Annotated in this window: 21 protein-coding genes and 2 pseudogenes; 14 read left to right on the forward strand and 9 right to left on the reverse strand. The window is 60.4% G+C overall.

Going from position 1 to position 26,187, the window contains the following annotated elements; translation table 11 throughout:
• The 4 genes and pseudogenes from JFT44_RS26600 to JFT44_RS26615 all read left to right on the forward strand — a co-directional run.
• Positions 1–127: pseudogene (locus tag JFT44_RS26600) on the forward strand (IS5/IS1182 family transposase); the annotation flags it as partial.
• Positions 128–448: 321 nt separating this feature from the next.
• On the forward strand, positions 449–649 hold the full coding sequence (locus JFT44_RS26605; protein ID WP_198831416.1) for a hypothetical protein: 201 nt from the start codon (positions 449–451) through the stop codon (positions 647–649).
• 328 nt (positions 650–977) lie between these two features.
• Complete coding sequence (locus JFT44_RS26610; RefSeq protein WP_198831417.1) at positions 978–2,132, forward strand: Fic family protein; 1,155 nt, start codon at positions 978–980, stop codon at positions 2,130–2,132.
• Between the two features lie 615 nt (positions 2,133–2,747).
• Complete coding sequence (locus tag JFT44_RS26615) at positions 2,748–3,371, forward strand: hypothetical protein (RefSeq protein ID WP_057958275.1); 624 nt, start codon at positions 2,748–2,750, stop codon at positions 3,369–3,371.
• Here the strand turns inward: JFT44_RS26615 and JFT44_RS26620 are convergent.
• The gene (locus tag JFT44_RS26620; protein ID WP_057958356.1) at positions 3,353–3,958 is read right to left on the reverse strand and encodes a nucleotidyltransferase domain-containing protein; all 606 of its coding nucleotides are present in this window, start codon (positions 3,956–3,958) and stop codon (positions 3,353–3,355) included. The two genes, JFT44_RS26615 and JFT44_RS26620, sit on opposite strands and share 19 nt — an antisense overlap.
• A gap of 62 nt (positions 3,959–4,020) precedes the next feature.
• A complete protein-coding gene (locus JFT44_RS26625) occupies positions 4,021–4,977 on the reverse strand; it encodes a GlxA family transcriptional regulator (protein WP_057958274.1) in 957 nt (318 codons plus the stop codon).
• A 115-nt stretch (positions 4,978–5,092) separates the two neighbouring features.
• On the opposite strand from JFT44_RS26625, the gene JFT44_RS26630 reads away from it, so the two are divergent.
• Both JFT44_RS26630 and JFT44_RS26635 read left to right on the forward strand, forming a co-directional pair.
• On the forward strand, positions 5,093–6,094 hold the full coding sequence (locus tag JFT44_RS26630) for an SLAC1 anion channel family protein (RefSeq protein ID WP_198831418.1): 1,002 nt from the start codon (positions 5,093–5,095) through the stop codon (positions 6,092–6,094).
• 283 nt (positions 6,095–6,377) lie between these two features.
• Complete coding sequence (locus tag JFT44_RS26635; RefSeq protein WP_233093299.1) at positions 6,378–6,644, forward strand: hypothetical protein; 267 nt, start codon at positions 6,378–6,380, stop codon at positions 6,642–6,644.
• Positions 6,645–6,838: 194 nt separating this feature from the next.
• Here JFT44_RS26635 and JFT44_RS26640 read toward each other — a convergent pair whose 3' ends face one another.
• A complete protein-coding gene (locus JFT44_RS26640) occupies positions 6,839–8,893 on the reverse strand; it encodes a TonB-dependent receptor domain-containing protein (RefSeq protein ID WP_057442027.1) in 2,055 nt (684 codons plus the stop codon).
• 309 nt (positions 8,894–9,202) lie between these two features.
• On the opposite strand from JFT44_RS26640, the gene ggt reads away from it, so the two are divergent.
• Complete coding sequence (gene ggt / locus JFT44_RS26645) at positions 9,203–11,047, forward strand: gamma-glutamyltransferase (protein ID WP_120731604.1); 1,845 nt, start codon at positions 9,203–9,205, stop codon at positions 11,045–11,047.
• A gap of 116 nt (positions 11,048–11,163) precedes the next feature.
• Here ggt and ddlA read toward each other — a convergent pair whose 3' ends face one another.
• Positions 11,164–12,258 (reverse strand): D-alanine--D-alanine ligase, encoded by a 1,095-nt coding sequence (ddlA, locus tag JFT44_RS26650; protein WP_198818046.1) that lies wholly within the window; start codon positions 12,256–12,258, stop codon positions 11,164–11,166.
• Positions 12,259–12,411: 153 nt separating this feature from the next.
• Between ddlA and JFT44_RS26655 the strand changes: the two genes are divergently transcribed.
• Positions 12,412–13,221, forward strand: coding sequence for an AraC family transcriptional regulator (locus tag JFT44_RS26655; RefSeq protein ID WP_057442033.1), 810 nt, complete (start codon positions 12,412–12,414; stop codon positions 13,219–13,221).
• Between the two features lie 154 nt (positions 13,222–13,375).
• On the forward strand, positions 13,376–13,891 hold the full coding sequence (locus JFT44_RS26660) for a GNAT family N-acetyltransferase (RefSeq protein ID WP_057442037.1): 516 nt from the start codon (positions 13,376–13,378) through the stop codon (positions 13,889–13,891).
• A gap of 35 nt (positions 13,892–13,926) precedes the next feature.
• On the opposite strand, the gene JFT44_RS29250 is transcribed toward JFT44_RS26660, so the two are convergent.
• Positions 13,927–14,358, reverse strand: coding sequence for a methyl-accepting chemotaxis protein (locus JFT44_RS29250; RefSeq protein WP_374068306.1), 432 nt, complete (start codon positions 14,356–14,358; stop codon positions 13,927–13,929).
• 108 nt (positions 14,359–14,466) lie between these two features.
• Positions 14,467–15,243, reverse strand: a pseudogene (locus JFT44_RS29255) (PAS domain-containing protein); the annotation flags it as partial.
• 358 nt (positions 15,244–15,601) lie between these two features.
• Here JFT44_RS29255 and JFT44_RS26670 point away from each other — a divergent pair.
• The 4 genes from JFT44_RS26670 to JFT44_RS26685 all read left to right on the forward strand — a co-directional run bounded on the left by JFT44_RS26670 (position 15,602) and on the right by JFT44_RS26685 (position 19,658).
• Complete coding sequence (locus JFT44_RS26670; protein WP_057958270.1) at positions 15,602–16,930, forward strand: OprD family porin; 1,329 nt, start codon at positions 15,602–15,604, stop codon at positions 16,928–16,930.
• Between the two features lie 185 nt (positions 16,931–17,115).
• On the forward strand, positions 17,116–17,289 hold the full coding sequence (locus tag JFT44_RS26675) for a hypothetical protein (RefSeq protein WP_162947689.1): 174 nt from the start codon (positions 17,116–17,118) through the stop codon (positions 17,287–17,289).
• A 291-nt stretch (positions 17,290–17,580) separates the two neighbouring features.
• Positions 17,581–18,255, forward strand: a complete 675-nt coding sequence (locus tag JFT44_RS26680) for a heavy metal response regulator transcription factor (RefSeq protein ID WP_057958269.1) — start codon at positions 17,581–17,583, stop codon at positions 18,253–18,255.
• Positions 18,252–19,658: a heavy metal sensor histidine kinase gene (locus tag JFT44_RS26685; RefSeq protein WP_198831420.1), complete on the forward strand. Its 1,407-nt coding sequence runs from the start codon at positions 18,252–18,254 to the stop codon at positions 19,656–19,658. The genes JFT44_RS26680 and JFT44_RS26685 overlap by 4 nt, the downstream gene beginning before the upstream one ends.
• Before the next feature lie 95 nt (positions 19,659–19,753).
• On the opposite strand, the gene JFT44_RS26690 is transcribed toward JFT44_RS26685, so the two are convergent.
• The 3 genes from JFT44_RS26690 to JFT44_RS26700 are packed head-to-tail and all read right to left on the reverse strand — an operon-like array spanning position 19,754 to position 25,326.
• Positions 19,754–22,903, reverse strand: coding sequence for a CusA/CzcA family heavy metal efflux RND transporter (locus JFT44_RS26690; protein WP_198831421.1), 3,150 nt, complete (start codon positions 22,901–22,903; stop codon positions 19,754–19,756).
• Between the two features lie 18 nt (positions 22,904–22,921).
• The gene (locus tag JFT44_RS26695; protein WP_170060241.1) at positions 22,922–24,085 is read right to left on the reverse strand and encodes an efflux RND transporter periplasmic adaptor subunit; all 1,164 of its coding nucleotides are present in this window, start codon (positions 24,083–24,085) and stop codon (positions 22,922–22,924) included.
• Between the two features lie 17 nt (positions 24,086–24,102).
• Positions 24,103–25,326: a TolC family protein gene (locus JFT44_RS26700; protein ID WP_057958265.1), complete on the reverse strand. Its 1,224-nt coding sequence runs from the start codon at positions 25,324–25,326 to the stop codon at positions 24,103–24,105.
• Between the two features lie 183 nt (positions 25,327–25,509).
• On the opposite strand from JFT44_RS26700, the gene JFT44_RS26705 reads away from it, so the two are divergent.
• Complete coding sequence (locus JFT44_RS26705; RefSeq protein ID WP_120731594.1) at positions 25,510–26,184, forward strand: heavy metal response regulator transcription factor; 675 nt, start codon at positions 25,510–25,512, stop codon at positions 26,182–26,184.
• Positions 26,185–26,187 lie beyond the last annotated feature (3 nt).

Raw genomic sequence — 26,187 nt, forward strand, 5'->3', positions numbered from 1 at the left:
TGGCTGGCTGAAGGAGAACCGTCGCATCGTGACGCGCTTCGACAAGCTCGCAACAAGTTTTGCGGCGATGGTCTCATTGGCCTGCGCTATGCGGTGCTTGCGACAATACTTTACGTACAGAGCCTAGACAGGCCCTAGACGGATTTCCGACGATAGAACACGGGCAAGTTGCCCGCAGCCCAAGCAATGCGCGGCTTCCAACGTTAAAGGTGGCGTGCTGGTGCTTGATGCTCGTCAAGTATTTTCCGAGGCTTCCAGCGACCTGACAGCAGGTCGGAGCAGGTGGTGAACGAGTTGCTCACCCTGGAGCGGAAACCGGTCGACTTGCCAGCTTGGCCAACCCCCGGTTTCCAGGTAGTTGCTCACGTTCCGCTGGTAACATCTGCAGGTCATCTGCTGGCCCGCTTCATTCCGGCGCCAGCATCAACCGCGCACCGAGGATAGAGCCGTGTCCGTTATTGACTGTGATTATCTACCCGCCGACAAGGTGGTGTTTCCGCCGGAGCTGGCGCTGTTGATTGTCAGGAAGGCCAGCGCATTGGCGGCGGCATTCGAGGAACAAGCCCTTGATCAGCTCACCAAGGACGCCCGACGCGCACTTTCGCGGGGAACTGAGCCAAGACGAGTCATCAGGGAAATGCGCTTGTAGGCGGAAAATGGAACTGTCGTGGCCTCGGTAGTTTTTCAAGTACCTGCCATACCGGAATGGGAGGTCAGCCATTGCTGGCTGACTTGAAGGCTGACGCCGATCACTACGCTCAGAGGCGTCATCATCCCGACGTGCTGAAAGCGTGTCCTAGCCGTAGAAACCCCGCTAACTACCGAGGTTTCTCACTTAATCATTACTCATTTTTGAGTTAGCTTAAGGCTGAATTCCAGATAATGTTTAGCGTATGCTAAGCGCATACCGTTAATTACGGTGGTCTCCCTGGTTTTTTTCAAGATAATTTTTCGGCCGGTTTGAGATAATTTTCTATATGCCTACGTTTACCCACCACGACCTTGAGCTTCTCAATCCCTCCTTCGACTCGGACCTAGTCGATGTACTGAGCGAGCTGGAGCATCTGCGTCGTCTAAGGCTTGAAGGCGATACGCCGCCGCAGGTGTTCTACCAACTCAAGTCGCTTTTCCATGCGCTGGAAAGCCTCGGCTCTGCGCGGATAGAAGGCAACCACACTACTTTGGCGGACTACATAGATAGCAAGGTAGAAGGTAAGGCCCAGGACACTGATCAATTGCGCGAGGTTGCCAATATTGAAAAGGCAATGGATTACATTGAGCAGATCATGACGCCAGGCGCTGCGCTTACCGAGCAGGCGATTCGCGAGCTACACGCGATGACCGTAGACGATCTGGTTCGTGAAGGCGACAAGACGCCAGGAGCCTATCGCAGCGGGGGTGTCAGAATATCCCAGTCTGATCACCTACCACCCGATTTCATCCAGGTTCAGGCTTATATGCAGGAACTTGTCGAATTCGTGAATCACGAAGACTCCCCGAAATATGACCTCATGAAGGTCGCACTCGCTCACCATAGATTTGGATGGATACATCCATTCGGCAATGGCAATGGTCGCGTGGTCAGGCTGCTGACCTACGCACTCCTGATGAAATATGGTTTCAACGTCAGCACAGGAGGCCGCGTCCTAAATCCTACGGCCGTATTCTGTAATGATCGTGAGCGCTATTACGCAATGCTGGCCACCGCCGACAAAGGAACAAAGGAAGGACTAGAGGAGTGGTGTACATATGTGCTGGAAGGCATTCGTACTGAGCTGGAGAAAGTCGATCGCCTCACGGACTACGCATATCTGACCAAATGCATACTCGTCCCTGCTGTGGCCTTCGCACGGGAGCGAGAATGGATCACTGAGACGGAAGAGGCAGTGCTGTCGGCCGCAATAAAATTGAAGGTCGTAAAATCTGCTGATGTAGCAGCCGTACTCCCTCAGCAGACGAGCAATCAACGGACTTACCTGATCAAAAAACTGGTAGACCAAGGGATGCTTTTACCGCTAAGCGCAGGCGCGAGGCAGTACACAATCGGATTTTCTAACAATTATCTAATTAGAGGTGTGATCAAGTCACTCAGGGAGCAAGGGTTCATACCTGAGCCGCTGGAAAAACCATAAGCATCGATATAAAGAAACTGTGAGCGGAAATAGCCCCTCCCTATGCCACTTAAGGCTGACGCAACTTGATGACCACTACCCTGATCCGGGGTGGTGCTGGCGCGGGGAAATGGCAAGAACGCCTCTGTGTGGTGGAGCTGCCACACGGCGCCAGCACCATCGCCGCAAGAGTGTGGCGATGGCTCCTCAAAAGTGAGGAACGAGATAATCGGGCCACTTATGGACTGATCCATCAAAGGAGTGGTGGTGACGACCACACCTCTGCACTTGAGCGGGTTTGCCACCATGACGCTACCGTTCGTCGGGGATGGAGCGACGAACCTAGATGGCCTTTTCAGCCAGCGTGAAATGGGCCAAAAACACCACAGCAGACAGCGCCGTGTATCCCCAGGTGTATCCCCTTAAAATACGAAAACGAAAATAACCAACTAAAGCAGCAGCTTACGCCACCAGTTCAAATGTCTGTGTACCACCAAGTACCGATCCATAGATGTCTACAGCAGTCTATGAATCACCTCAAGAAGCCCGCCTCGTGCGGGCTTTCTTGTTTCTGGCTGTCTACCTCTACCCCATCCTTCCCCTCTGTGTAGGCCCACACGCATGCTTCAATAGCACATGGCGGAAGCTCGGGCGCAGACCATCATCGATGAAGGCATCCCATCAGAAGAGACGCTTCGCGAACTGCTTATTCTTTGCTGGCACTCGTCCCAGATCGCGGACTCATTCTTTCTATCTCACGCCAACTGCACCCGTTTTCTCGTCCAACTGGCGCAGATCGCAATTGACGAAAAAGACTATCAAGGCGACGCACCGCCCGCTGCTGCTTACTACCTTGAGAAGCTGCCACCTCCAGTGTTGAAGGGCGTCGCGGATATCCTGCTACGTGGTTTTCCCGTCGAGGAGTGCGGCCACAACAATTCGCTCGCTGTCGCAATTGCACTCTCTGGGATCGAAGGTGGCAGGGCAAAAGTTCAGGGCGCATACGAGAATGATTTCCTCAACACCGACAGCTACGAAAAGGCCATGGCAATCTATGCCGAGCACTCGCAGCCCTGCCCCTGCGCTCAAGTTCGCTCAGTAAAGCGTGAGCTGGAGATGCGAATGGCCGAGGCTCAAACCAGGGTCGCTCAGGAGCTTGCTATTGCTCGACGCATCGAGACCACAGAAGTGTGGCGATACGCCCTCAAAAAGGAGAACCCAATGCAGCAGGCAATTGTTGATCAATGGGTTATCCAGTGATGCCCCGGATGAAGCTTCAGCAAATGCCGCCTCAGCCACGCCACCTCCTCATCGGGCAGAGTCGGCAAGGCCTTGTGAAAATCCTCCTCATCCTTTGGCCGCACGTGCAGGGCTTTGAACAAGAGGATCGCCGCAGGCCTTAAATATGGAATGCCTTCACTGCTCAGATACAACATTTCGGTACGGGGAAACCGGATAGACCCATCCCGTTTGTATACCCATACTTCAGGGCTTCCTGATTCAATCATCATGTCCACCCGCCAGGCTTGAGCAACAGGGTCGAAACACCACACCTGCTGAATGTCTAATCCTGGGATTTGACCCACGGGAAGAAAAGTGAGCACTCCGGCCTTCGCGGTGTACATATCAAGGTCGCCAAGCGCGTGCCGGAACTCCGAAAAATCGTCTCGCAACAGGGTGAACTCTATATCGTCATGCTCCCTCGTCTTTTCGCCGTGCCATAGGTCAAGCGCCCACCCGCCGACAACGCACCAGGGGAGCGAGACGGTCTTCAGGCGAACAGCCAACTCAGCGGGCGTCCATGAACGCCATAGTTCTTGATCCGGCGCCAGAGCCTTGTCCGTCATAACCTGATCTCCGATCGTTCTGAAAATTACTGGCATGCCTAGCGCATTGGGCCACTCACGCATCACATCAATGAAAACCGCTTTCGATAATCACTTGGCCCAACGCCGAGACGGCGCATAAATGCCCTTCTGAACCCGTCCGCATTGGCATAACCGACTGTATCGGCCAAGCGTTTAAGTGAAACATCGGCATCTTCAATCAGCCGTCTGGCCGCATCAATGCGGGCCAATTCGACAAATTCGGCCGGGGTCGAGCCGGCTTCAGCCTTGAAGGTACGGGCGAAGTTTCGCTCACTCATACCGGCGCGGGCGGCCAAGGCAGGGACGCTCAAGTCGGCCTTCAGGTGCTCCACCACATATTCCTGCACGTCCCGGATCACGCTGCGTTCGGCGGTTTGCGCTGCCAGTTGCGCGCTGAACTGCGATTGCCCGCCAGGCCGCTTGAAGAACATCACCATTTCACGGGCCACGCTGAGCGCCAATTCTCTGCCGTAATCTTCTTCGACCAGCGCCAACGCCAGGTCCATGCCCGCCGTAACACCCGCCGACGTGTAGATGTTGCCGTCCTTGATAAAGATGCTATCCGGATCGACGTGGGTGTGCGGATACTCCTTGGCAAGCCTTGCGCTGGAATTCCAATGGGTGGTGACACGGCGCCCGTCGAGCAGACCTGCGGCGGCCAGCAAAAAAGCACCGCTACAGACTGAGCCGATACGACGGACGGATTTGGCTTGCCGGCGTAGCCAATCTTGCAACGCAGGGTCATGCGCGATTTCGTTGATATGTGGGCTGCCGGCCACGAGCAAGGTGTCGACCTTGCCCTTATATGTTTCGAAGGTTTCATCAATGCCAAGCTTCAAACCACTTGAGGTTTTGATCAGGCCCTTGCTGGTACCGATGACTTCGACCCGATAGGCACGCGGGTTCCCCAGTTGCTTGGCGGCTTCAGCAAAGATATCGGCGGGCCCGGCGACGTCCAGCAGTTGCACACGAGGGAATGCCAGGAGGGTGATACGCATGATGTCTGTCCTTGTCGAATAATTGGCTGAATTCATCGCCTGATGACCATTTCAGCCAATGGTTATTTGGCTGAAAATAGCCACAACAGCAAATTCAGTCAATCAAGAGACTAGCATGAACACTGCATACCCCCCCGCCGTCGATACCGCTCGAACGGTAACCGTCAGCAAAACTTCGATCAAAAACCTGCCTATCAATTTATTCGGCTCAGTGATGGGTTTGGCCGGCCTGGCCCTGGCTTGGCGCTTGAGTGGTCAGTATTACGGCGTCGGCGGCAGCTTGGGTGAGGCCATTGGCGCGCTGGCCGGCCTGGTATTCGTGCTGTTGACCCTGGGTTACCTGACCAAATGGGTGAAACATCCAGCAGCAGTCAAGGCCGAGTTCAACCACCCGATTGCCAGCAACTTTTTTGGCACCGTCACCATTGCACTGCTGTTGCTTTCGGCAGTCGCGGGGGCCCACAACGAATGGCTCGGACAGGCTCTCTGGATACTAGGCAGCGCACTGACGGTGCTGCTCGCAGGCTTCGTGGTTTACCGTCTGTTGTCGGGCAATCAGGACCCGTTGAATGCCGTACCTGCCTGGCTGATTCCAGGCGTTGCCACCCTTGATATCGCGGTAACCGGTGCGCATATGCCGATGGCCTGGGCGACTGAGTTCAACCTGTTTGCCCTCGCCGTGGGTGCGGTGCTGGCGCTGGTATTCTTCACCCGAATCTTTTCGCGGCTGGTGCATGAGGCCGCTCCGGCCAAAGGCATGGTGCCTTCGCTGATGATCCTGATTGCCCCCTTTGAAGTAGGTTTTCTGGCCTACACCAACGTGTCCGGCGAGATCGACCGGTTTGCCAGCGTGTTGTTCTACTTCGGCCTGTTCCTGTTCGTGGTGTTGAGCTTCAAAGTGTTCCGTCGGGATGTGCCTTTTGCCCCTTCGTGGTGGGCAATCAGCTTCCCCATCGCAGCGCTGAGCAACGCAGCGTTGAAATATGCACATGCCCAGGACAGCACCGTGTTGGTGGTCATCGCCGCTGTGATCCTGCTGTTCCTCACTGTGGCACTGAGCGTGCTGCTGGTGAAAACCCTGACCAGCCTGCTCAGCGGAAAACTGTTGGCCAACTGACCGTTTACCTCCCTTTGGCGAGCCTTAACCGGCTCGCTTTTTTGCCTTTGCGCATCGTCATGCCGGCTCTGAGTGCTAACTCACCTAGCGTACACCGCCAAAGACAATGGCTCCCATCAACCATGCTACTCCCCAAGCGCCAAACCGCGCCGTTGCCAGCCTTGATCGCGAGCAAACCGAACAATGGCCAGGCAAGAGTTATGTGAAAGATTTGCGCCATCAGGCGGGCTCGCCCGCAACGGCTCTATCGCTACCTTTATCACCAAATGATCCGAGGTGAACGTTGAAAGGTAACAAGGCAGCTCCCCTTGTTGATCCCCTGACGACCCATCGGTTGGTACTGCGCACGGCCCATGCATCTCATGCGGCAACAATGCACACTTATTTGCTGGAAAATCGTACCTATCTCCAACCGTGGGAACCGCTGCGAGATGATGGATTTTTCAACCTTGATGCCGTGACTGAACGGCTGCGGTTGATGGAGCACAAAGCCGCCAGCGGCGAGGCCTTGCACGTGCTGATGCGCGATAGCGATGAGCATCGAGGGTAGGAAGCTGTACCGGACCATGGCCAATGACCGACCGGAGAACCTGCGCAGCGCGCGTCTGTTAACGCACTTAGGATTCAAAACCGAAGGCAAGGCACGTGCCTACCTTCAGATCAATGGCGCCTGATCAATCCTAAAATGGACTGAGCCATCAGCAAGCCCGCGAGCAGCTGTTGCTCGCGGGGCATGGCTACACCTCAAAAGTAAGTCGTAGCCCCGGCAAAAAACGCCCGGCCCGGCACATAGAACGTCGTCGAACCATCCCGCGCATCTTCATCCAGCAAGTTCTGCACGCCACCATTGAGCGTCAACCACTTGGTCACGGCCAGGTTCGCCGTCAGGTCGTAGGTGGTGTAGGACTTGACGAAGTCGTTACCCACACCCCGCTGCTTGCCGACATGCTGCGCCGACAGTTCGGTGTTGAGTGTGTCGGTGGCTTGCCAGTTGATTGCACTGAAAGCCGACAACTTGGGCGCGCTGATCAGGTCTTCGCCGGTAGACAGGTTTTTGCTCTCCAGCATGTAGGTGGCGTTGGTGCGCCAGTCCAGGGAGTCAGTCAGTGGTACGCGAACCGAGCCTTCCCAGCCGCGGGTGCGCGCTTCTTCGACGTTTTCCAGCATGGTCCACCAGCGACCCTGGAACTGGCCCAGTGGCGCGTATTCGATCTTGTCTTCGAAGTCGGTGTGGAAGTAGGTCAGGCTGGCCTCCCAACCGTCACGGTCGAAGGACACGCCTATTTCCTTGTTGACGCTGGTCTCTGGCGACAGGTTCGGGTTACCGGCCATCCAGCAACTGCCGCTCACATAACCCAGGGGTTTCAAGGAGCCGCAACCGCGACCGCCGGATTCAGTGGCGGCACCGGCGCTGCCCTCTTTCAGGCTTGGCGCACGGAAGCCCTTGGACACACCGCCGCGCACGGTCCAGTCCGGGTGCGGATGGTAGACCAGGTACGCCCGCGGGCTGTTGTGGTTGCCATAGTCTTGACTGTGGTCGAAACGGTTGCCCAGGGTCAGGGCCAGGTTGTCGAGCAGGTACAACTCATCTTCGATAAACGCGGCCGAGTAGTCACCCTTGAGCGACGAACCGGAAACCGCAGCGCCCTGGTAGTCCACAGGCACCGTGCCCAGGGTGTCGCTGTTGGTCAGTTCTTCACGCTTCCACTGCCCGCCCACGGTCATGCGCTGGCTGAGCAACAACTCAAACGGAATGTTCAGGCTGCCTTCGGCGATTTTCTCTTCGGCGCTGGATTTGCCCCAGTCGATGTCGTTCTTGAATTTGTTCAGGTACAGGTCGACCTTCGAGGTACCGAAACTCCAGTCCCCACTGTGGGACACAGAGTAGCTGTCGCGAATCAACCGCCCAGGACCGAAGCCAGCGCCGAGGGTTTCGCCCCAATCGCCAAAGGTCTTTTTGCTCGACCAGGAGCGCTCGACGCCATGCACGGCCTCGAACGACAGGCTTTGCTCGTCATTGATTTTCCAGTCGAGCAAGGCGTTGACGCTGTGGTCCTTGGCGCCGCCAGCGCCGTCGCCGTACATGAACTCGCCATCCTTATCCAGGCGCGCTGTGACCTCATCGGCGGCCCGCCGGGTCAGGTTGGCGCCCAGGCGCAGGCCCACCGACTCGGTCAACGGCCCGGACAGGTTGAGGCTGGTCTGGGTGGTCTGGCCACGGTCGGAATCTTCGGGAATCGTGGTGTTGACGTTGGCCGAACCGCTCCAGGTGCTCGAGACCTTGCGCGTGATGATGTTGATCACCCCGCCCATGGCATCCGAGCCGTACAGCGACGACATGGGGCCGCGCACGATCTCGATGCGCTCAATCATGTTCGGGGTGATCCAGTTCAGGTCCTGGCGCGCCAGGTCGCGGCGATAGCTCAAGTCTCCGGAACCACCGAGGCGTTTGCCGTCCACCAGGATCAAGGTGTACTTGTCGTCCAGGCCACGCAGTTTGATTTTCGATTGCTCGCCCACCGGGCCGAAGCCACCGGTGACCCCGGGTACACGCCGCAGCAGGGTATTGAGGTCGTACACCGGCTGGCGCTCGATTTCTTCGCGGGTAATCACGCTGACGCTGGCCGGTGCGTCGCGCAGGTCCGTGGCGCCGCCGGTGGCGGTGACGAATGAGGTATCGAGTTCGGTGACGGCGTGTTTATCGACCTCGCCAATCTCTTCTGCCTGCAACACGGGGGCGGCGATCAGCACGCCGGCGGTGAGGAAAAGAGAGCTGAAAAGGCAGGGAGGGGTTTTCATTGCAAACAGTCCTTGTTGGGCCAATATGCACCATGGTGGAGCATTAAAGGCCAAGGATCGTAATGCAAATCCTTATCATTTAGAAAGACGTTTTTGAAAAATCTCGCAACAACCCCATGCGGTTGAAACAAATTTGTTGTCTGCGCCACGCCTGGTCATAGGCCAAGATGGCCGAGAACGCCGAAGCCGGAGGGGGGATTTTGACGCTCCTGTCTCCCGCTGTTAGTGTCCGCCCTCCTCCCCGCAGATATCTGCCAGGTGCGTTTTACCCGCCAAGCATCACCCCAGGGACAACAGATCATTCTCAAAATGAACGGAGTTCAGCGCGTGCTTTTCAACCTACGCTTGCAGCGCCTTACCAGCCTCTCGGTGATCATCGCCGCCCTCAGCCTCGGTGCCTGCAACAGCACCAGCACCCCCGACCTGCCGCCCGCCCCGGAGCTGGGTTCGGGTTATCGCACGGACATGACGGTACGCCACGCCGAACGCCATATGGCGGCGGCGGCCAACCCGCTGGCGGCCGAAGCCGGGCGCAAGATCCTGCGCCAGGGAGGCTCGGCGATTGACGCGGCCATCGCCATGCAAGCGGTGCTGACACTGGTGGAGCCGCAGTCCTCGGGGATCGGTGGTGGCGCCTTTATCATGCTGTGGGATGGCAAGCAGGTACGGGCCTATGACGGCCGTGAAACGGCCCCGGCCGGCGCCACGGCCGATATGTTGTTGAAGGCCGACGGCACACCGATGGCGTTTGCCCAGGCGCAGATCGGTGGTCGTTCAGTCGCCACCCCCGGTGTGCTGCGCGCGCTGAAGATGGCCCACGAACACAGCGGCCGCCTGCCTTGGGCGCAGTTGTTTGCGCCGGCGATCCAGCTGTCCGAGCAAGGCTTTGCGATTTCCCCGCGCCTGCACAGCCTGATCGCCGCCGACCGCTACATCAGCCAGTCACCGGACATGGCGGCGTACTTCCTCAACGCCGACGGCAGCCCGAAAGCCACCGGTACCCTGTTGAAAAACCCGGCGCTGGCCAATGTGTTCAAGCGCATCGCCAAGGAAGGACCCGACGCGCTGTACCACGGCCCGATCGCCGAGGAGATTGCACGCAAGGTCCAGGGGCATCAGAACACGGGGCGCCTTGCACTGAACGATCTCAAGGGCTACCGCGCCAAGGAGCGCGCGCCGCTGTGTACCGACTACAAGCGCTGGCAAGTGTGCGGCATGCCACCGCCCTCTTCAGGCGGGGTGGCCATTGCGCAGATCCTCGGCACCTTGCAGGCCCTCGAAGCCCGCGACCCACGCTGGGCCCTGGCGCCGCTCAAGCCGGTGAAGAGCGCGACAGCCGCCGGCCTGGAACCGGTGCCCGAAGCGGTGCATCTGATTGCCGAAGCTGATCGCCTGGCTTACGCCGACCGTGGGCAATACGTCGCCGATACGGACTTCGTGCCGGTGCCGGTCGCGGGCCTGGTCGCCCCCGGCTACCTGGCCAGCCGCGCAGGATTGATCGGCGAACGCAGCATGGGCGTGGCCAAGCCCGGCCAACCGATGGGCGTTCAAGTGGCCTACGCGCCGGATCGCTCGCCGCTGCGCATTTCCACCTCGCAAGTGGTGGCCGTGGATGACCTGGGTGGCGCAGTGTCGATGACCACCACCATCGAAGCCGCGTTCGGTTCCCATGTCATGGTCCAGGGCTTCCTGCTGAACAATCAGATGACTGACTTTTCCTTTATCCCCGAGGAAAACGGCCAGCCGGTGGCCAACCGCATCGAGCCGGGCAAACGCCCCCGTTCGTCCATGGCGCCGACCCTGGTCTTCGACCGCCAAAGTGGCGAACTGCTGGCCACGGTCGGCTCCCCCGGCGGATCGCAGATCATCGAATACGTGAGTAAATCCCTGGTGGGCATGCTCGACTGGAACCTCGACCCGCAAGCCGCCATCGGCCTGCCCAACTTCGGCAGCCGCAACGGCGCGACCGAGCTGGAGCAAGGGCTGTTCAGCGAGCCGTTGAAGGCGGCGCTCAAGGAGCGAGGGCATACCTTGAGCGAGATCGAGATGACCAGCGGCACCCAGGCCATCGTGCGAGTACGCGATGCCCAGGGTAAGGCGACCTGGAGTGGGGGCGCGGATCCGCGTCGTGAAGGGGAAGCGTTGGGGGATTGACCCAGGGTTGTATCGCCTTTACGGGCCTCATCGCCAGCAAGCCGGCTCATACAAAGTTAACGGCAGAATACGCCATACCCTGTAGAAGCTGGCTTGCCGGCGATGGCGGTTGAAGCTTAGCGACTGATCTTCAGCCCCTTGCGCATCCCATGCCGCTCCAGCGCCAGTTCGATCAGGCGGCTGACCAGTTCGCTGTAGCTCATCCCCGCCGCCTGCCACAGCTTGGGATACATGCTGATGCGCGTGAACCCTGGCAGTGAGTTGACCTCATTGATCAGTACTTCACCGTCCTCGCAAAGAAACACATCGACCCGCGCCAGCCCGGCGCAGCCCAGCACTTCAAAGGCCTCGACGGCCAGGGCACGAATGCGTTCGCTGGCTTCGACGCTGATGTCCGCCGGCACCAGCACTTGGGCGGCCTGGTCGTCGATGTACTTGCTGTCGTAGGAATAGAAGCCGTCACGCACCACGATCTCACCACAACCGCTGGCGATGGGATGCTCGTTGCCCAGCACCGCGCATTCGATTTCGCGGCCTTTGACGGCAGACTCCACCAACACTTTTTCATCGAAACCCAGGGCCAGTTCAATCGCCGCCAGGTACTCGGCTTCGTCAGCCACCTTGCTCACGCCCACCGAGGAGCCTTGGTTGGCCGGTTTGACGAACAGGGGAAACCCCAGCTTTTGCCGAGCCTGGTCGAAGGTTGTGCGTGCCGCGTTGCCACGGTTAAGGGTGATAAAGGGCGCCACGGCGATACCGGCATCACGCAACAGGCGCTTGCTGATGTCCTTGTCCATGCACACCGCCGACCCCAGCACGTCGGAACCCACAAACGGCAGGTCCGCCATGCGCAGCAAGCCTTGCAGGCAACCGTCTTCGCCGAGGGTGCCGTGGACGATGGGGAAGATCACATCGACGTGTTCCAGCAAGCCCTGGCCCGAGGTTTCCACCAGTTGCTGGCTGGCCTTGCCCGGCACCACCGCCAGTTCGCGGTTGGACTGGTTGAGAGCGATCAACGCCGGGTTTTCCTGGTTGAGCAGGAAGTTCGAGGTGTCGTTGAGGTGCCAGTGGCCGGCCTTGTCGATGCCGATCAGTACCGGCTCGAAGCGCGTGCGGTCGAGGGCGTCGACGATGTTGCGTGCCGACTGCAAGGACACTTCATGCTCGGCCGAACGCCCACCAAAAATAATACCTACCCGCAACTTGCTCATAACCTGCCTCACATTTGAAATGTAGGGTTTATTACCACGAGCGGTCAGCAGCCTGCCACCGTTGAAGCCGCGCACAATCGTTCAAGACCCTGGCAGACAACCGCCCCAGACTCAGTTAACGTAACTCCATCCGACATATTTCGAAAACATCCCATGGGCAAACCCACTGCAAATATCGACTGGCTGCACCGGGCGCCTCATGCCAGCGGCCTGGAGCGGATCGAGGCATATTTCTCCGGGTTCGGCTTCGACCCTCATCGCCACGATACGTACGCCATCGGCCATACCCTGTTCGGTGTGCAGAGCTTTCATTATCGCGGCGGCCAGACCCACAGCCTGCCGGGCACGACCATGGTGATCCACCCCGACGAAGTCCACGATGGCTGGGCCGGCAGCGACGAGGGCTTCAAGTACCGGATGATTTATGTGGAGCCGGCGCAGATCCAGCAGGTTCTCGGCGGCAAGCCGTTGCCGTTTATCCACAACGGGCTGTCCAACGACCCATGGCTACACCGGGCCTGCCAGGCCTTTGTGCAGCAGCTCGACTGCCCGCTGGACCCGCTGCAGGAGCAGGACGCGTTGTTCGACCTGGCCCACGCCCTGAACAACGCGTCGGGCATCAGCGTCAGCCGCAAAACGTTTGATTACCAGGCCGCCGAGCGGGCCCGGGAATTTATCCACAGCGCCCTGGGGCGCAGCATCACCCTGGATGAAATGGCCGCGCACTGCGGGCGGGATCGCTGGGCCTTGTCGCGGGACTTTCGCCTGTTGTTCGGCACCAGCCCCTATCGCTACCTGACCATGCGCCGCCTGGATCTGGTGCGCAACCTGCTGGGCCAGGGCCAGTCACTGGTGGATGCGGCGCTGATCGCCGGGTTCACCGACCAGAGCCACATGACCCGGCAGTTTCGCAGCACCTTTGGCATACCGCCTTCGCGGTGGGTGAAGATGCTCGGCCGATAAGCCAATAGAAACGGTAGGACCAAGCTCGCTCCTACAGAAAATCCAAGCCGCCTGCAGAACAGGTCCGGACCGCAATGACCCCAGCCTCATTGCCACCAGCGCCCCGAGTGTGAGAAGAAAGGATGCGCTACCACCACCGCGAGGTTTTCCACGGATGAACCTGACATTGACGCCCCCCCAGTGGGATGACGTGAACGAGCTGCTGGCGTTCGAGCTGGCCAATCGGGCCTTTTTCGAAAGTTGGATCAATGCCCGGCCCGAGGCTTACTACAACGTGGAAGGGGTACAGCGCGCCATCGAGAGTGCGCTGCTGGAGGCCAGTGAAGACCGCGCCTATCAGTACCTGATCCGCGAGAACGGCGTGCTGGTGGGGCGGATCAACTTTACCCAGGTGCGCCGCCGCTACTATCACTCAGCGTCCCTGGGCTATCGCATGGGGGCCGAGTTCACGGGGCGCGGCCTGGCCCGGCAAGCTGTGGCACTGGGCCTGCAAAAAGCCTTTGGCGAGCACGCCCTCAAGCGCATCGAGGCCACTGTGCGCCCGGAGAACCCGGGTTCGTTGCGGGTGTTGCAGCGCAGCGGTTTTACCCAGTATGGGCATTCACGCAAGGCGTTCCTGCTCGACGGGCAGTGGTTCGACCTATTGCTGTTCGAGGTCCATGCCCCCTGACAAACACAGCTCCTGCCTTTGAGCCGGCCTGCGGCCTAGCTGGATAACTGATTGGCAAACTGGCCAACCGCACTCACTACTTTCTGCGCGCCGTCCTGGATCTCGACGATCACCGTACCGGCCTCGGCCGCCAGGGACAGCCCCTGCTCGGCCTGCAGCCGGCCATCGGTCATCAGCGCCACGGCATCGCGGGCCATGTCCTGGTTCTGGCGCACCACGCCGACGATTTCTTCAGTGGCTTTGCTGGTACGCGAGGCCAACTGCCGCACTTCATCGGCCACCACCGCAAACCCGCGCCCCTGCTCGCCGGCACGGGCCGCTTCGATGGCGGCGTTGAGCGCCAGCAGGTTGGTTTGCTCGGCAATCCCGCTGATGGTCTTGACGATACTGCCAATCACCTGGGACTGAGCATTCAGGGCCTCGATCCCCTCACCCGCCTGTTCCATGTGTTTGGCCAGGTCGCGCATCACCTCCACCGCCTGGGTGACCACGGCGGTACCGCGCTGGGCGCTGCTGTCGGTTTGCAGCGAGGTGCTGTAGGCAATGTTGGCGGCCTCGGCTACCGCGCGTTCCTGATTGATCTGGTCGGTGATCAGCGTGGCGAACTTGACCACTTTGTACAGCCGGTTATTGGCATCCAGTACCGGGTTATAGGACGCTTCCAGCCAGACCTCGCGACCATGGGCGTCGACACGCTTGAAGCGCCCGGCCACAAACTCACCGCTGTTCAAACGCTTCCAGAACGCCTGGTACTCGGCGCTGTTGTAATCCTGCGGTTCACAGAACATACGGTGCGGCTTGCCCAGGATCTGCGCCAGGCTGTAACCCATGCCCTGCAGGAAACGCTCGTTGGCAGCCAGCACGTTGCCATTGAGGTCAAACTCGATCACCGCCGTGGAGCGCACCAGGGCGGTGATCAGGTTTTCGTGCTCGCGGGAGGCTTCGATGGTGCGGGTCAGGTCGCTGGAGTACACCGAAAACCGCTTGATGCGCCCATCCGAGCTCCGCACCGGCTGCACGATGGAACGCAACCACGCCTCCTTGCCGTTGCCGCGCAACAGGCGCACGGTGCCGGCATAGTGTTCGCCACGGCTCAGGGCGTTGTTGAAGCGCTGCTGGAATTCATCGCGTTTCACATGCTCGGGCACAAACCCGTGAATGGCATGGCCCAGCAGGTCGCTGGATTTGTAGAGCATTTCGTCGAGGAAGTTCTGGTTGACCGACTCGATCCGGCCCTCGGGGTCCAGGCTCAGGGCCAGCATCTCGCTCTCCAGGCTTTCCTGGACCTGCTGAAGGCTGGACAGTTCTTCGCGAAGAGCGGACAGCTCCTGCTTCAAGCGGGTATTGAACATAGGAACACCAGAGGGCAGAGATGAGTGGTTTATCTAACCATCGGCGCTTCTGGCGTTTTCTGAAGAGGGCTTGAGTGTTCGACTCAACTATTTTTTCAGTCCCTCAACAGCCGTTGTGACGGGGCCGCCTCAGGACCTGGGACTCCAAGGTAACCAACGCCGCGTTTCAGGGGGCTCGCGTGCGGATTGCCAATCCGTCATCCCGTGTGGAGCTGGCAAAATTGTAATGCGCATGCCACCTCGGCGTTATCCGCTGTTTGCAACTATGAGCCGGGCTCCCCTTATCAGGGACAGCTCTCCAATAAGAACGCCCCAGGCGACTAAAAAGCTCATAGCTGCCAACACCGAGGAGCGATACATGCGTACTAACCGCACACTTTCCCTTTCCATCATTGCGGCACTGGCCAGCGCTGCACCGCTGGCGGGCATGGCCGCAGGAGATAAACCCGAGGGTTTTATCGAAGGCAGTACGTTGAACGTGCTGGCACGCAACTTTTACTTCAACCGCGATGACCGCAAAGGCCAGTCCAGCCCGACCGGCAACGGCTACTCAGAGGCGTGGGCCCAGGGCCTGATCGGCAAGTTCGAGTCCGGGTTCACCCAAGGCACTGTAGGGTTTGGCCTGGATGCCTTTGCGATGTATGGCTTGAAGCTCGACTCCGGCACCGGGCGCAGCGGCGGCCGGGGTTCCTTCGACATGTTGCCGGTGGACAGCGACAATCGCCCTGAAGACGACTACAGCAAACTCGGCGGTGCCGTAAAAATGCGCCTGTTGGATACGGTGGTCAAAGTCGGCGATGTCTTTCCACAAACCCCGGTGGTGCATTACGGCGACTCACGCCTGCTGCCGGAAAGCTTTCGCGGCGTGACCCTGGAAAACACCAGCCTGGAAGGCTTGACCCTGCAGGGCGGACGCTTGCACGCCATGAGCCAGCCGAACAGCAGCAGTATGCGTGACGGCTTCGCGACGTTTTATGCCGGCAACCTCAACTCGCCCTGGGTCGGTTACTTCGGTGGCGACTATCAGTTGAACCCGCACCTGAGCCTCAGCCTCTACAGCAGCCGCTTGAAAGACGCCTGGGACCAGTACTACTTCGGCACCGCCGCCAGCTATCCGCTGACGGAAGAAGTCTCGCTGTTTGGCGGTTTCAACTACTACAACACCCAGGACGAGGGTAAAAAACTGCTGGGCGAACTCAACAACAACATCTGGAGTGCCAAGCTCGGGGTCAAGGTCGGCGCCCATCGCCTGGCCCTCTCGCACCAGCGCAACAACGGCAACAATGACTTCGACTACCTGCGCCAGTCGGACTCGATCTTCCTCGACAACTCGATCCAGTACAGCGATTTCAACTCGCCGAAGGAGCGCTCGTGGGCGCTGCGCTACGACCTGGATATGCAGCCCTTCGGCATTCCCGGCCTATCGTTCATGACCCGTTATGGCAAAGGCACCGGCGCCGATTACAGCAACGCCAACGCGGTATATATGCGCCGTGATGCCGCGGGCGACCCGCTGACTGACCAGCGCCGCTGGGAGCGCGACATCGAGGCCAAATATGTATTTCAGGGCGGCAGTTTGAAAGACCTGTCCCTGCGCATTCGCCAGGCCACGGTGCGCTCCAGTGCCTTTGAATCAGACCTGGAAGAGTTCCGGCTGATCATGGAGTACCCGCTGGCCATCCTCTGATAGGCCCCAACGGCAAGTGCTTACATTCACTTGCCGTTGACTAGCACTTCTTCACAATTGGCAGTCTGTCAGAACTGTAATATGCGCCTCACGTTCTCGTTAAGTTGCACTTCATATACTGCCCGCATCGACCGGCCGAGTAGCTTTGGGCAACTAACGGCACGGGTCTTTTGCGGAGAAGGTTGATGAAGGTACTGCATAGTTTATTCACCGGTTTGCTCATTGCGGCCTCCACCGCAGCGCTGGCCGACGATGGCGGCGAGCGCTCCCGTCAGTTGCTGGCTGAATTTCGCCAGCAACAGCAACAGATCCATGGCACCCAAGTGCTAACCCAGCAAACACCCGCGCCCTCGACCTGAGCGGCGCACTCCGAGCACATTCATCTCTTGAAGCTTTTTTTGTGGAGCTCCTTTGGAAGGAGATGAATTTTTAGCGCCCTCACGGGCGCTTTTTTTTGCCTGCCCAGTGGAGTCAAAGCCCCGCCCACAGCGACCAATCGTCGCACCTGTGCCCAAACAGCAGGATTGCGCGGGATGCGCCTTGACCCTGAAGTAGCTTCAAGGCTCAGAATTTTCCTACTTTTGGGACTACAGCCCTTATCTCGCGTAGCTCCCGTCGCCTTTCCGCTTACCAGTATGAGGTCAATCTGCATGCGTATCCTTGTGGTTGAGGACGAGCCAAAAACTGCCGACTACTTGCATCAAGGCTTGAGTGAAAGTGGTTATGTCGTCGATTGTGCCGCCAGCGGCATCGACGGCCTGCACCTGGCCGAGCAACACCGCTACGAACTGGTGATCCTTGACGTCAACCTGCCCGGCAAGGACGGCTGGCAGGTGCTGGAACAACTGCGCCGCAACAACACCTTGCGGGTGATGATGCTCACCGCCCGTGGCCGGCTGGCCGACAAGATCAAGGGCCTGGACATGGGCGCCGATGATTACCTGGTCAAACCCTTCGAGTTTCCCGAGTTGCTGGCCAGGGTGCGTTCATTGCTGCGGCGCAGCGAGCCGATTGCGCTGCCGGAAGTATTCCGCGTCTCGGACCTGGAGCTGGACCCACGTCGTCACCGAGCGTACCGGGGCACGCGGCGCATCGACCTGACCACCAAGGAGTTCACGCTGCTGCAGGTTTTGATGCGCCAGAGCGGCGAAGTCCTGACGCGCACGCAGATCATTTCCCTGGTCTGGGACATGAACTTCGACTGCGACACCAACGTGGTGGAGGTGTCGATCAGCCGGCTACGGGCCAAGATCGACGACCAGAGCGAGGTCAAGTTGATCCATACCATTCGTGGCGTGGGCTATGTGTTGGAAGCACGCCAATGAGACCTGGCAGTTTATCCATGCGCCTGGGGCTCACCGTCAGCCTGATGGGCGCCGGCCTGGTGCTGTTGCTGGCGACCCTGGCGTACCTGGCCCTCACCCACGAGCTGGAAAACCTCGCGCGCAAGGGCCTGGAAAGCAAGATGGAGCAGATCCAGCACAGCCTGCTGCAGGATCTCAACACCCGCGACATCAGCGCCCGGCCCCATTCGCTGCTGGACCTGGTGATGGGCCACGACAATTTCTACCTGACCATCATCGGCCCGTCGCCCGCCAGTACGGTGCTGCTGAGCGTCGGCGCCAAACCCCAGGAACCCTTGCTGCTCGACTTTGCCGCCAGGCCGACCCTGGGCTTTTTCAACTGGACCGATGGGCGCGGCAACCAGATCCTCAGCGCGTCGAGCCTGATGCCCCTGCACACCGGGGAGAAGGTGCGGGTGTTGCTGTCCCTGGACCGTTCCGACGACCAGGCGCTGCTCAGTGCCTATCTGCAATCCACGGTTATCGCCCTGCCGCTGTTGCTGATCCTGATCGGCATGGGCGCCTGGTGGCTGGTGCAGCGCGGGCTGGCACCGTTGCAGCAATTCAGCCGCGTCGCCGGCAAAGTCACCACCCAGGACCTGAGCCATCGCCTGGCCGTCGAGAATCTGCCCCGGGAACTCAGCGAACTGGCGCGGGGCATCAATGTGATGCTCGACCGGCTGGATGCCGGTGTGCAGCAGTTGTCGCAATTCTCCGACGACCTGGCCCACGAACTGCGTGCGCCCCTGACCAACCTGATGGGCAAGGCCCAGGTGACACTGTCCCGCGCCCGGACGCCCGACGAGTACAAATCGGCGCTGGAGTCCAGCACCGAAGAGCTGGACCGCTTAGCGCGGATCGTCGCCGACATGCTGTTTCTCGCCCAGGTCAGCCATCCGGCGGCGCGGGTGTCGTTTACCACGGTGAACCTGCGGGATGAAGCGCTGCGGGTCATGGACCTGTTTGCCTTGAGCGCCGAAGACAAAGGGTTGCGCCTGAACCTGGCCGGCGACGCCTGGGTCCTGGGGGATCGGCTGATGATCCAGCGGGCCATTTCCAACCTGCTGTCCAATGCGATCCGCCACAGCCCGCACGGCTCTGGCATTGCATTGCAGATCGACAGCCACGACCAGCGCGTCTCACTCACCGTGAGCAACCCTGGCGCAGGCATTGAAGCGCAACACCTGCCCCACCTGTTCGAACGTTTCTACCGCGCCGACAACAGCCGCGCCCGCAGCGAGGGCGGCACCGGGCTGGGCCTGGCGATTGTGCGTTCGATCATCAGCCTGCACCAGGGCCAGGCCGAGGCCACCAGCGTGCTGGGTGGCGTGACCTCGTTCCGACTGATATTCCCCGTCCTGTCTGCCGCCCCAAAAGCCCCGTAGCAACCCTCTTAGTGGTCCGGCCCCCTGCTGAACATGCTTGCCATGGCCAGCTGGGGGGTTGTTGTAGTGAGGGAGCTTGCCCCACTCCCCCAAGGTCACTGGGGCTCCTGCTCCTCATCGCGACGATGGGCCCAGTGGTAGAGCGCAGGCAGTACCAGCAACGTCAGCAGCGTCGAAGAAATAATCCCGCCAATCACCACCGTCGCCAGTGGCCGTTGCACTTCAGCGCCGGTGCCGGTGGCCAGGGCCATGGGGATAAACCCGAGGGACGCGACCAGCGCGGTCATCAACACCGGGCGCAAACGGGTCAGTGCCCCCTCGTTGATCGCCACCGTCAGCGAACGCCCTTCCTCGCGCAGGTTGCGGATAAACGCGATCATCACCAGGCCATTGAGCACTGCCACCCCCGACAGCGCGATAAACCCCACCCCGGCGGAAATCGACAACGGAATATCGCGCAACCACAGCGCCATGATCCCACCGGTCAGGGCGAAGGGAATCCCGGTGAACACCAGCAACCCATCCTTGAGGTTGTTGAACATCATGAACAACAAGCCGAACACCAGCAGCAATGCCACCGGCACCACCACCTGCAGGCGCTCTGACGCCTCCTTGAGTTGCTCGAACTGGCCGCCCCAGGTGGTCCAGTAGCCGGCGGGGATTTTCACCTGTGTCGCCAACGCGTTTTCCGCCTCGGCAACAAAGGAGCCGATATCCCGCCCCCGCACGTTGGCGCTGACGATCACCAGGCGCTTGCCGTTTTCGCGGCTGATCTGGTTCGGGCCCAGCACCAGGTCCAGGCTGGCCACTTGCGACAAGGCGATAAAGCCCAATTGCCCCGTGGTATTGCCGGCCAGCGCCGGGATCGGGATCAACAGCCGCGACAAGCCCTCGATATCGGTACGCAGGGTTTCCGACAAGCGCACGACCATGTCAAAGCGTCGGTCGCCTTCGTACATCGTGCCGGCCTGGCGCCCACCCACGGCCACCGCGATGGTGTCTTGCACATCGCCCACGTTCAGGCCAAAGCGCGCGGCCTTGTCGCGGTCGATGTTGATGGTCAGCACCGGCAGGCCGGAGGTCTGTTCCACTTTCACTTCCGAGGCCCCATCGAGCTTCTGCAAGGTTTCGGCAATCTCCCCGGCAGTCTTGTTCAGCACCGCCATATCATCGCCAAACACCTTCACCGCCACATCGCTGCGCACCCCGGAAATCAACTCGTTGAACCGCAACTGGATCGGTTGCGACAACTCGTACTGGCTGCCCGGCACAATCGCACTGGCGCGCTGGATATCGGCGATCAGGGCTTCGCGGGATTTTTTCGGATCCGGCCACTGGTCCTTGGGTTTGAGCATCAGATAGGCGTCGGAAATATTCGGCGGCATCGGGTCGGAGGCAATTTCTGCGGTGCCGGTACGGGCAAATACCCGCTGGATTTCCGGCACCTGTTCCATCAAGGTTTTTTCCAGTTGCTGCTGCATCTGCACCGACTGCGTGAGGCTGGTGCCCGGCACGCGCAAGGCTTGCTGGGCGAAGTCACCTTCGCTGAGGCTGGGGATAAACTCGCTGCCCATGCGGCTGGCCACGGCGCCGGAGAGCACGATGGTGAACAGTGCCAGGCCAAACGCCCACGTACGGTGCGCCATCACCCAATCCAGCACCGGCGCATAACCCCGGCGTGCGTTGCGCATCACCCAGTTTTCGTCTTCCTTGACCTTGCCGGTGACGAACAGCGCAATCGCCGCGGGGACAAACGTCACCGACAGAATCATCGCGCCCAGCAAGGCCATGACCACGGTGAACGCCATGGGGTGGAACATTTTCCCGGCCACGCCCGTCAAGGCGAAGATCGGCAGGTACACCACCATGATGATCAGTTGTCCAAAGATCAGCGCACGGCGCGCTTCCTTGGCGGCGGCGAACACTTCGTGCAGGCGCTCGCTACGGGTCAGCAGGCGGCCATGGCGTTGCTGCGCATGGGCCAGGCGGCGGATCGCATTCTCGACGATCACCACCGCACCATCGACGATAATCCCGAAGTCCAGCGCGCCCAGGCTCATCAGGTTGGCGCTGACCTTGTTGGTGAACATCCCGGTAAACGTGAACAGCATGGCCAGCGGAATCACCATCGCGGTGATCAACGCCGCGCGGATATTGCCGAGGAACAAGAACAGAACCACGATCACCAGCAGCGCACCTTCGAAGAGGTTTTTCTTCACGGTGGCGATGGCTTTTTCCACCAGGTTGGTGCGGTCGTAAACCGTGACCGCGACCACGCCTTCGGGCAGTGAGCGGTTGATCTCTTCGAGCTTTTTCGCCACGGCCTGGGACACGGTGCGGCTGTTTTCACCGATCAACATAAAGACCGTGCCGAGCACCACTTCACGACCATTTTCGGTGGCCGCACCAGTACGCAGCTCACGGCCGATATCGACCTGGGCCACATTGCGCACGCGGATCGGCGTGCCGTCCACGGTGTTGATCACGATATTGGCGATGTCGTCGATGGACGCCACCTGCCCCGGCGCGCGAATCAGCAACTGCTCGCCGCTGCGCTCGATATACCCGGCGCCAACGTTGGCGTTGTTGCGCTCCAGCGCCGTCACCAGATCACTCAAGGTCAGGTTGTAGGCCGCCAGACGCTTGGGGTCCGGGGCGATCTGGTACTCCCTGGCAAAGCCGCCGATGGTATTGATCTCGGCCACGCCGGGCACGTTGCGCAACTGTGGCTTGATGATCCAGTCCTGGATCACCCGCAGGTCCGTCGGGGTGTAGGCCGAGCCGTCTTCCTTGCGCGCGCCGTCTTCAGCCTCCACGGTCCACAGGAAAATTTCCCCGAGCCCCGTGGAAATCGGCCCCATTGCCGTTTCAATGCCGTCCGGCAGTTGCTCGCGGGCCACTTGCAGCCGCTCATTCACCAGTTGCCGGGCGAAGAACAGATCAGTGCCGTCCTTGAAGATCACCGTGACCTGGGATAGCCCCGAGCGCGACAGTGAACGGGTCTGCTGCAAGCCCGGCAGGCCGGCCATGGCGGTTTCGATGGGAAAGGTGATGCGCTGCTCGGTTTCCAGCGGCGAAAAACCGGCCGCCGCCGAGTTGATCTGCACCTGGACGTTGGTGATGTCCGGCACCGCGTCGATCGGCAGTTTCTGGTAGCTGGCGATGCCGACACCGGCCATCAGCAACACGGCCAGCAGCACGATGATGCGCTGCTCGATGGCAAATTGAATCAGACGTTCAAACATGGGCAATCACTCGCAGGATCAATGGGCGTGCTCGGCCGAAGCCTTGCCCAGCTCGGACTTGAGGACGAAGCTGCCAACGGCCGCCACCTGGGCGCCGGCCTCCAGGCCCTGGCGCACTTCGACGAAGCCGTTTTCACTGACCCCCAGCTCAACGTGGCGGGTGGCGAAGCCTTCGGCAGTGCGCACAAACAGCGACGGTTTGTCTTCCACGGTCTGGATCGCCTCCACCGGCACGGTGACCGCCGCCGAGTAGGTATCCGTGGCCACCTGCACCGCCACGAACAACCCGGGGCGCCACGAGTCGTCGGGGTTGGGTACGTTGACCCGGACCATTGCGGTGCGGGTCTGCTCGCCCAGCAAGTTGCCGACATAGGCCACGGTGCCCATCACATCGGTGCCCATTTCCGTGGAGCTGACCTTCACCGGCCGGCCCACCTGGACCTTGTTCAAGTCCTTGGGAAACACCCCAAACGTGACCCACACCTGGGACAGGTCCGACAGGGTGAAGGCAGCGCTGGTCTCACTCACCACTTCGCCGACACCCAGGTGTTTTTCCACCACCACCCCGGCAAACGGTGCACGCAACTCATAGCGATTGCCGCCGACCAGAACCGCGCTGCCGCTCAAGGCATTCATCTTTTGCCGCGCATTGTTCAGGGCGATCTCGGCTTCTTGCAGGGTCTGGCGGGCCAGCAGGTAATCCTGTTCGGCAGAGATTTTGTCCTGCCATAACTGGCGCTCACGCTGGAAGGTGGTGCGGGCCAGCTCGACCCGGCGTTCGCTGGCGGCCAACTCACTGCGCTGATCGGAAATCTGCTGGCTGGCGATCACCGCCAATAGCTCGCCCTGCTTGACCTTCTGACCAAGGTTGACCCTGACCGACTCCACCACACCCGCTGCACGGGGCACGATATGCGAGGTGCGGTCTTCATCGAATCGCACCTCGCCCGGCAACGACAGCACGCTGCTGATTTGCCGGGGTTGGGCCTTGGCCAGTTGAATGCCGGCGGCCTGGATCTGCTGTTCATTGAGCACCAGCACACCCTCTTCCTCTTCTTCCTCCGGTGCTTCGACGTGCGCTACCGGTGCCTGAGGCGCCACGCTGGTGGCCGGCCAAAACACTATCGCCCCGAGGGCGACGGCCACTGCAACGGCCAAAGCCAGGCCTTGTAGTTTGTTCATGGGGAACTCCTGAAAGATCAAATGCGGGCGAGGTCGCCGTAAATCCGTTCGATGCGCACCCAGGCATCGGTGGCCTGGGCGAGTGCGGCGAGGTATTGGGTGCGGGCGGCGATCAAGGTGCGCTGGGCGTCGAGTACCTCGAGGAAGTTGAACTTGCCCATCTCAAAACCACGGGTGGCGCTGTCCACCGCGCTTTGGGCGGCGGGCAGGATCACTTGGTTGAACGCGCGCACTTCACTGTTGGCCGTCGCCCACAGGTCCAGGGCCTGGCGGGTTTCGGTGCGCAGGCGCAGCTCGGTGGCGTTGCGCAAGTCCCGGGCCTGATCGGCACGACGGCTGGCGGCCAGTACATTGCCCTGGTTGCGATTGAACAGCGGGATCGGCATCGATACGCCCACCAGATTCACCCGCTCACGGACGCTGGCGTCGTACTGGCTGCCGATGGACACGTCGAGGTCGGGAATCCGCTGGGCCTTTTCCAGGCCCAGGCCGGCTTCCCGTTGCTGGATTTGCAGCTCCGCCAGGCGCAGCTCGGCAGTGCTCTCCAGGCGCGCCAACAGTTGGGTGGCCGAAGGCAACGCCGGGGTGCTCAGGGCCCCTGACTCGACACGCTCAAAGCCGATGTTGGCGCTGCCGGTGATGGCGGCCAGGCGGCGATAGGCATCACTCACACCAATCTCGGCGCGGCTGCGCTCCAGACGGATTTCCGAGAGCTGTACCTGGGCGCGGGTGGCTTCGACCGGCGACGCCTTGCCCGCCGTGACCCGGCCATTGGCAATCACCAGGCCGCGCTCGGCCAGCGCCATCGAACGCTGGGCCAGCTCCAGGCGCTCCTGGGCCCGCAGCGCACCATAAAAGCCCTCGATGACCTCGGCCCGCAGCAGGTTGCGCCGCTGTTCCAGTTCCTGGGCGGCCGCATCTTGTGCACGCGAGGCCACGTCGATGCGTGCCCCGCGCTTGCCGCCCAACTCCAGGGTCTGGCTCAGCTTGACGGTGGTGGTGCGCGTGCTGCGGCGGGTGTCTTCGGCATCCCAGGAGGCCACCGGGTTGGGGATCAGCCCGGCCTGTTGCCGCCCACCCTGGGCAATCTCGATTTCCCACTGGGCTGCGGCCAGGTCCGGGTTGCCGGCAAACGCACTTTGCAGGGCCGATTCAAGGGTCAGGGTCTGGGCGCTTGCCACTTGGGACAGCGCCAAGACCCCCACTACAGAGCACACAATTGTTCTTAAAAACGTTGGCATAACAAGCGTTCCACACCCATGAGTTGGCGGACAAATCCAAGCAGGGGCAATGTAGCTTTCGCTCCTTATCAGAGGGGTGGCCGGAACATTACAAATCCGTTAGCAAAGGCTCTGTTCCGGGCTTTTGCTTTAATCTGCGCGCAACTATGCAGATCCTTTCTCCTGCCCCGAGGCACGCTCTACATGCGAATCCTGGTTATCGAAGATGAACTGAAAACGGCGGAGTACTTGCTTCAGGGACTGAGCGAAAGTGGCTATGTGGTCGACTGCGCGGCCAGCGGCGCCGACGGTGTGCACCTGGCGCGGCAATACGCCTATGACCTGGTGATCCTGGATGTGAACCTACCGCTGATGGACGGCTGGGAGGTGTTGCAACGCATCCGCCAGAGCAGCAACACACGCATCATGATGCTCACCGCCCAAGGGCGCCTGGCCGACAAAATCAAAGGCCTGGAGCTGGGTGCCGACGACTATCTGGTCAAGCCTTTCGAGTTTCCCGAACTGCTGGCCCGGGTCCGCAGCCTGATGCGCCGCAGCATCGAGAGCGCAGTGCCGGACGTGCTGCGGGTGGCCGATCTGGAACTGGACCAGGGTCGCCACCGGGCCTTTCGCGGCAGCCAGCGGATCGACCTGACCACCAAGGAGTTTGCCTTGCTGCACCTGCTGATGCGCCAGAGCGGCGTGGTGCTGTCACGCACGCAAATCATCTCGTTTGTGTGGGACATGAATTTCGATTGCGACACCAATGTGGTCGAGGTTTCGATCCGCCGCCTGCGCGCAAAGATCGACGACCCGTTCGAGCGCAAGTTGATCCATACCTTGCGCGGGGTGGGCTACGTGCTGGAAGACCGCGAATAGCGG

The organism is Pseudomonas sp. MF5691 (genome assembly GCF_016405645.1).
In the GTDB taxonomy this organism is placed as follows: domain Bacteria; phylum Pseudomonadota; class Gammaproteobacteria; order Pseudomonadales; family Pseudomonadaceae; genus Aquipseudomonas; species Aquipseudomonas shahriarae.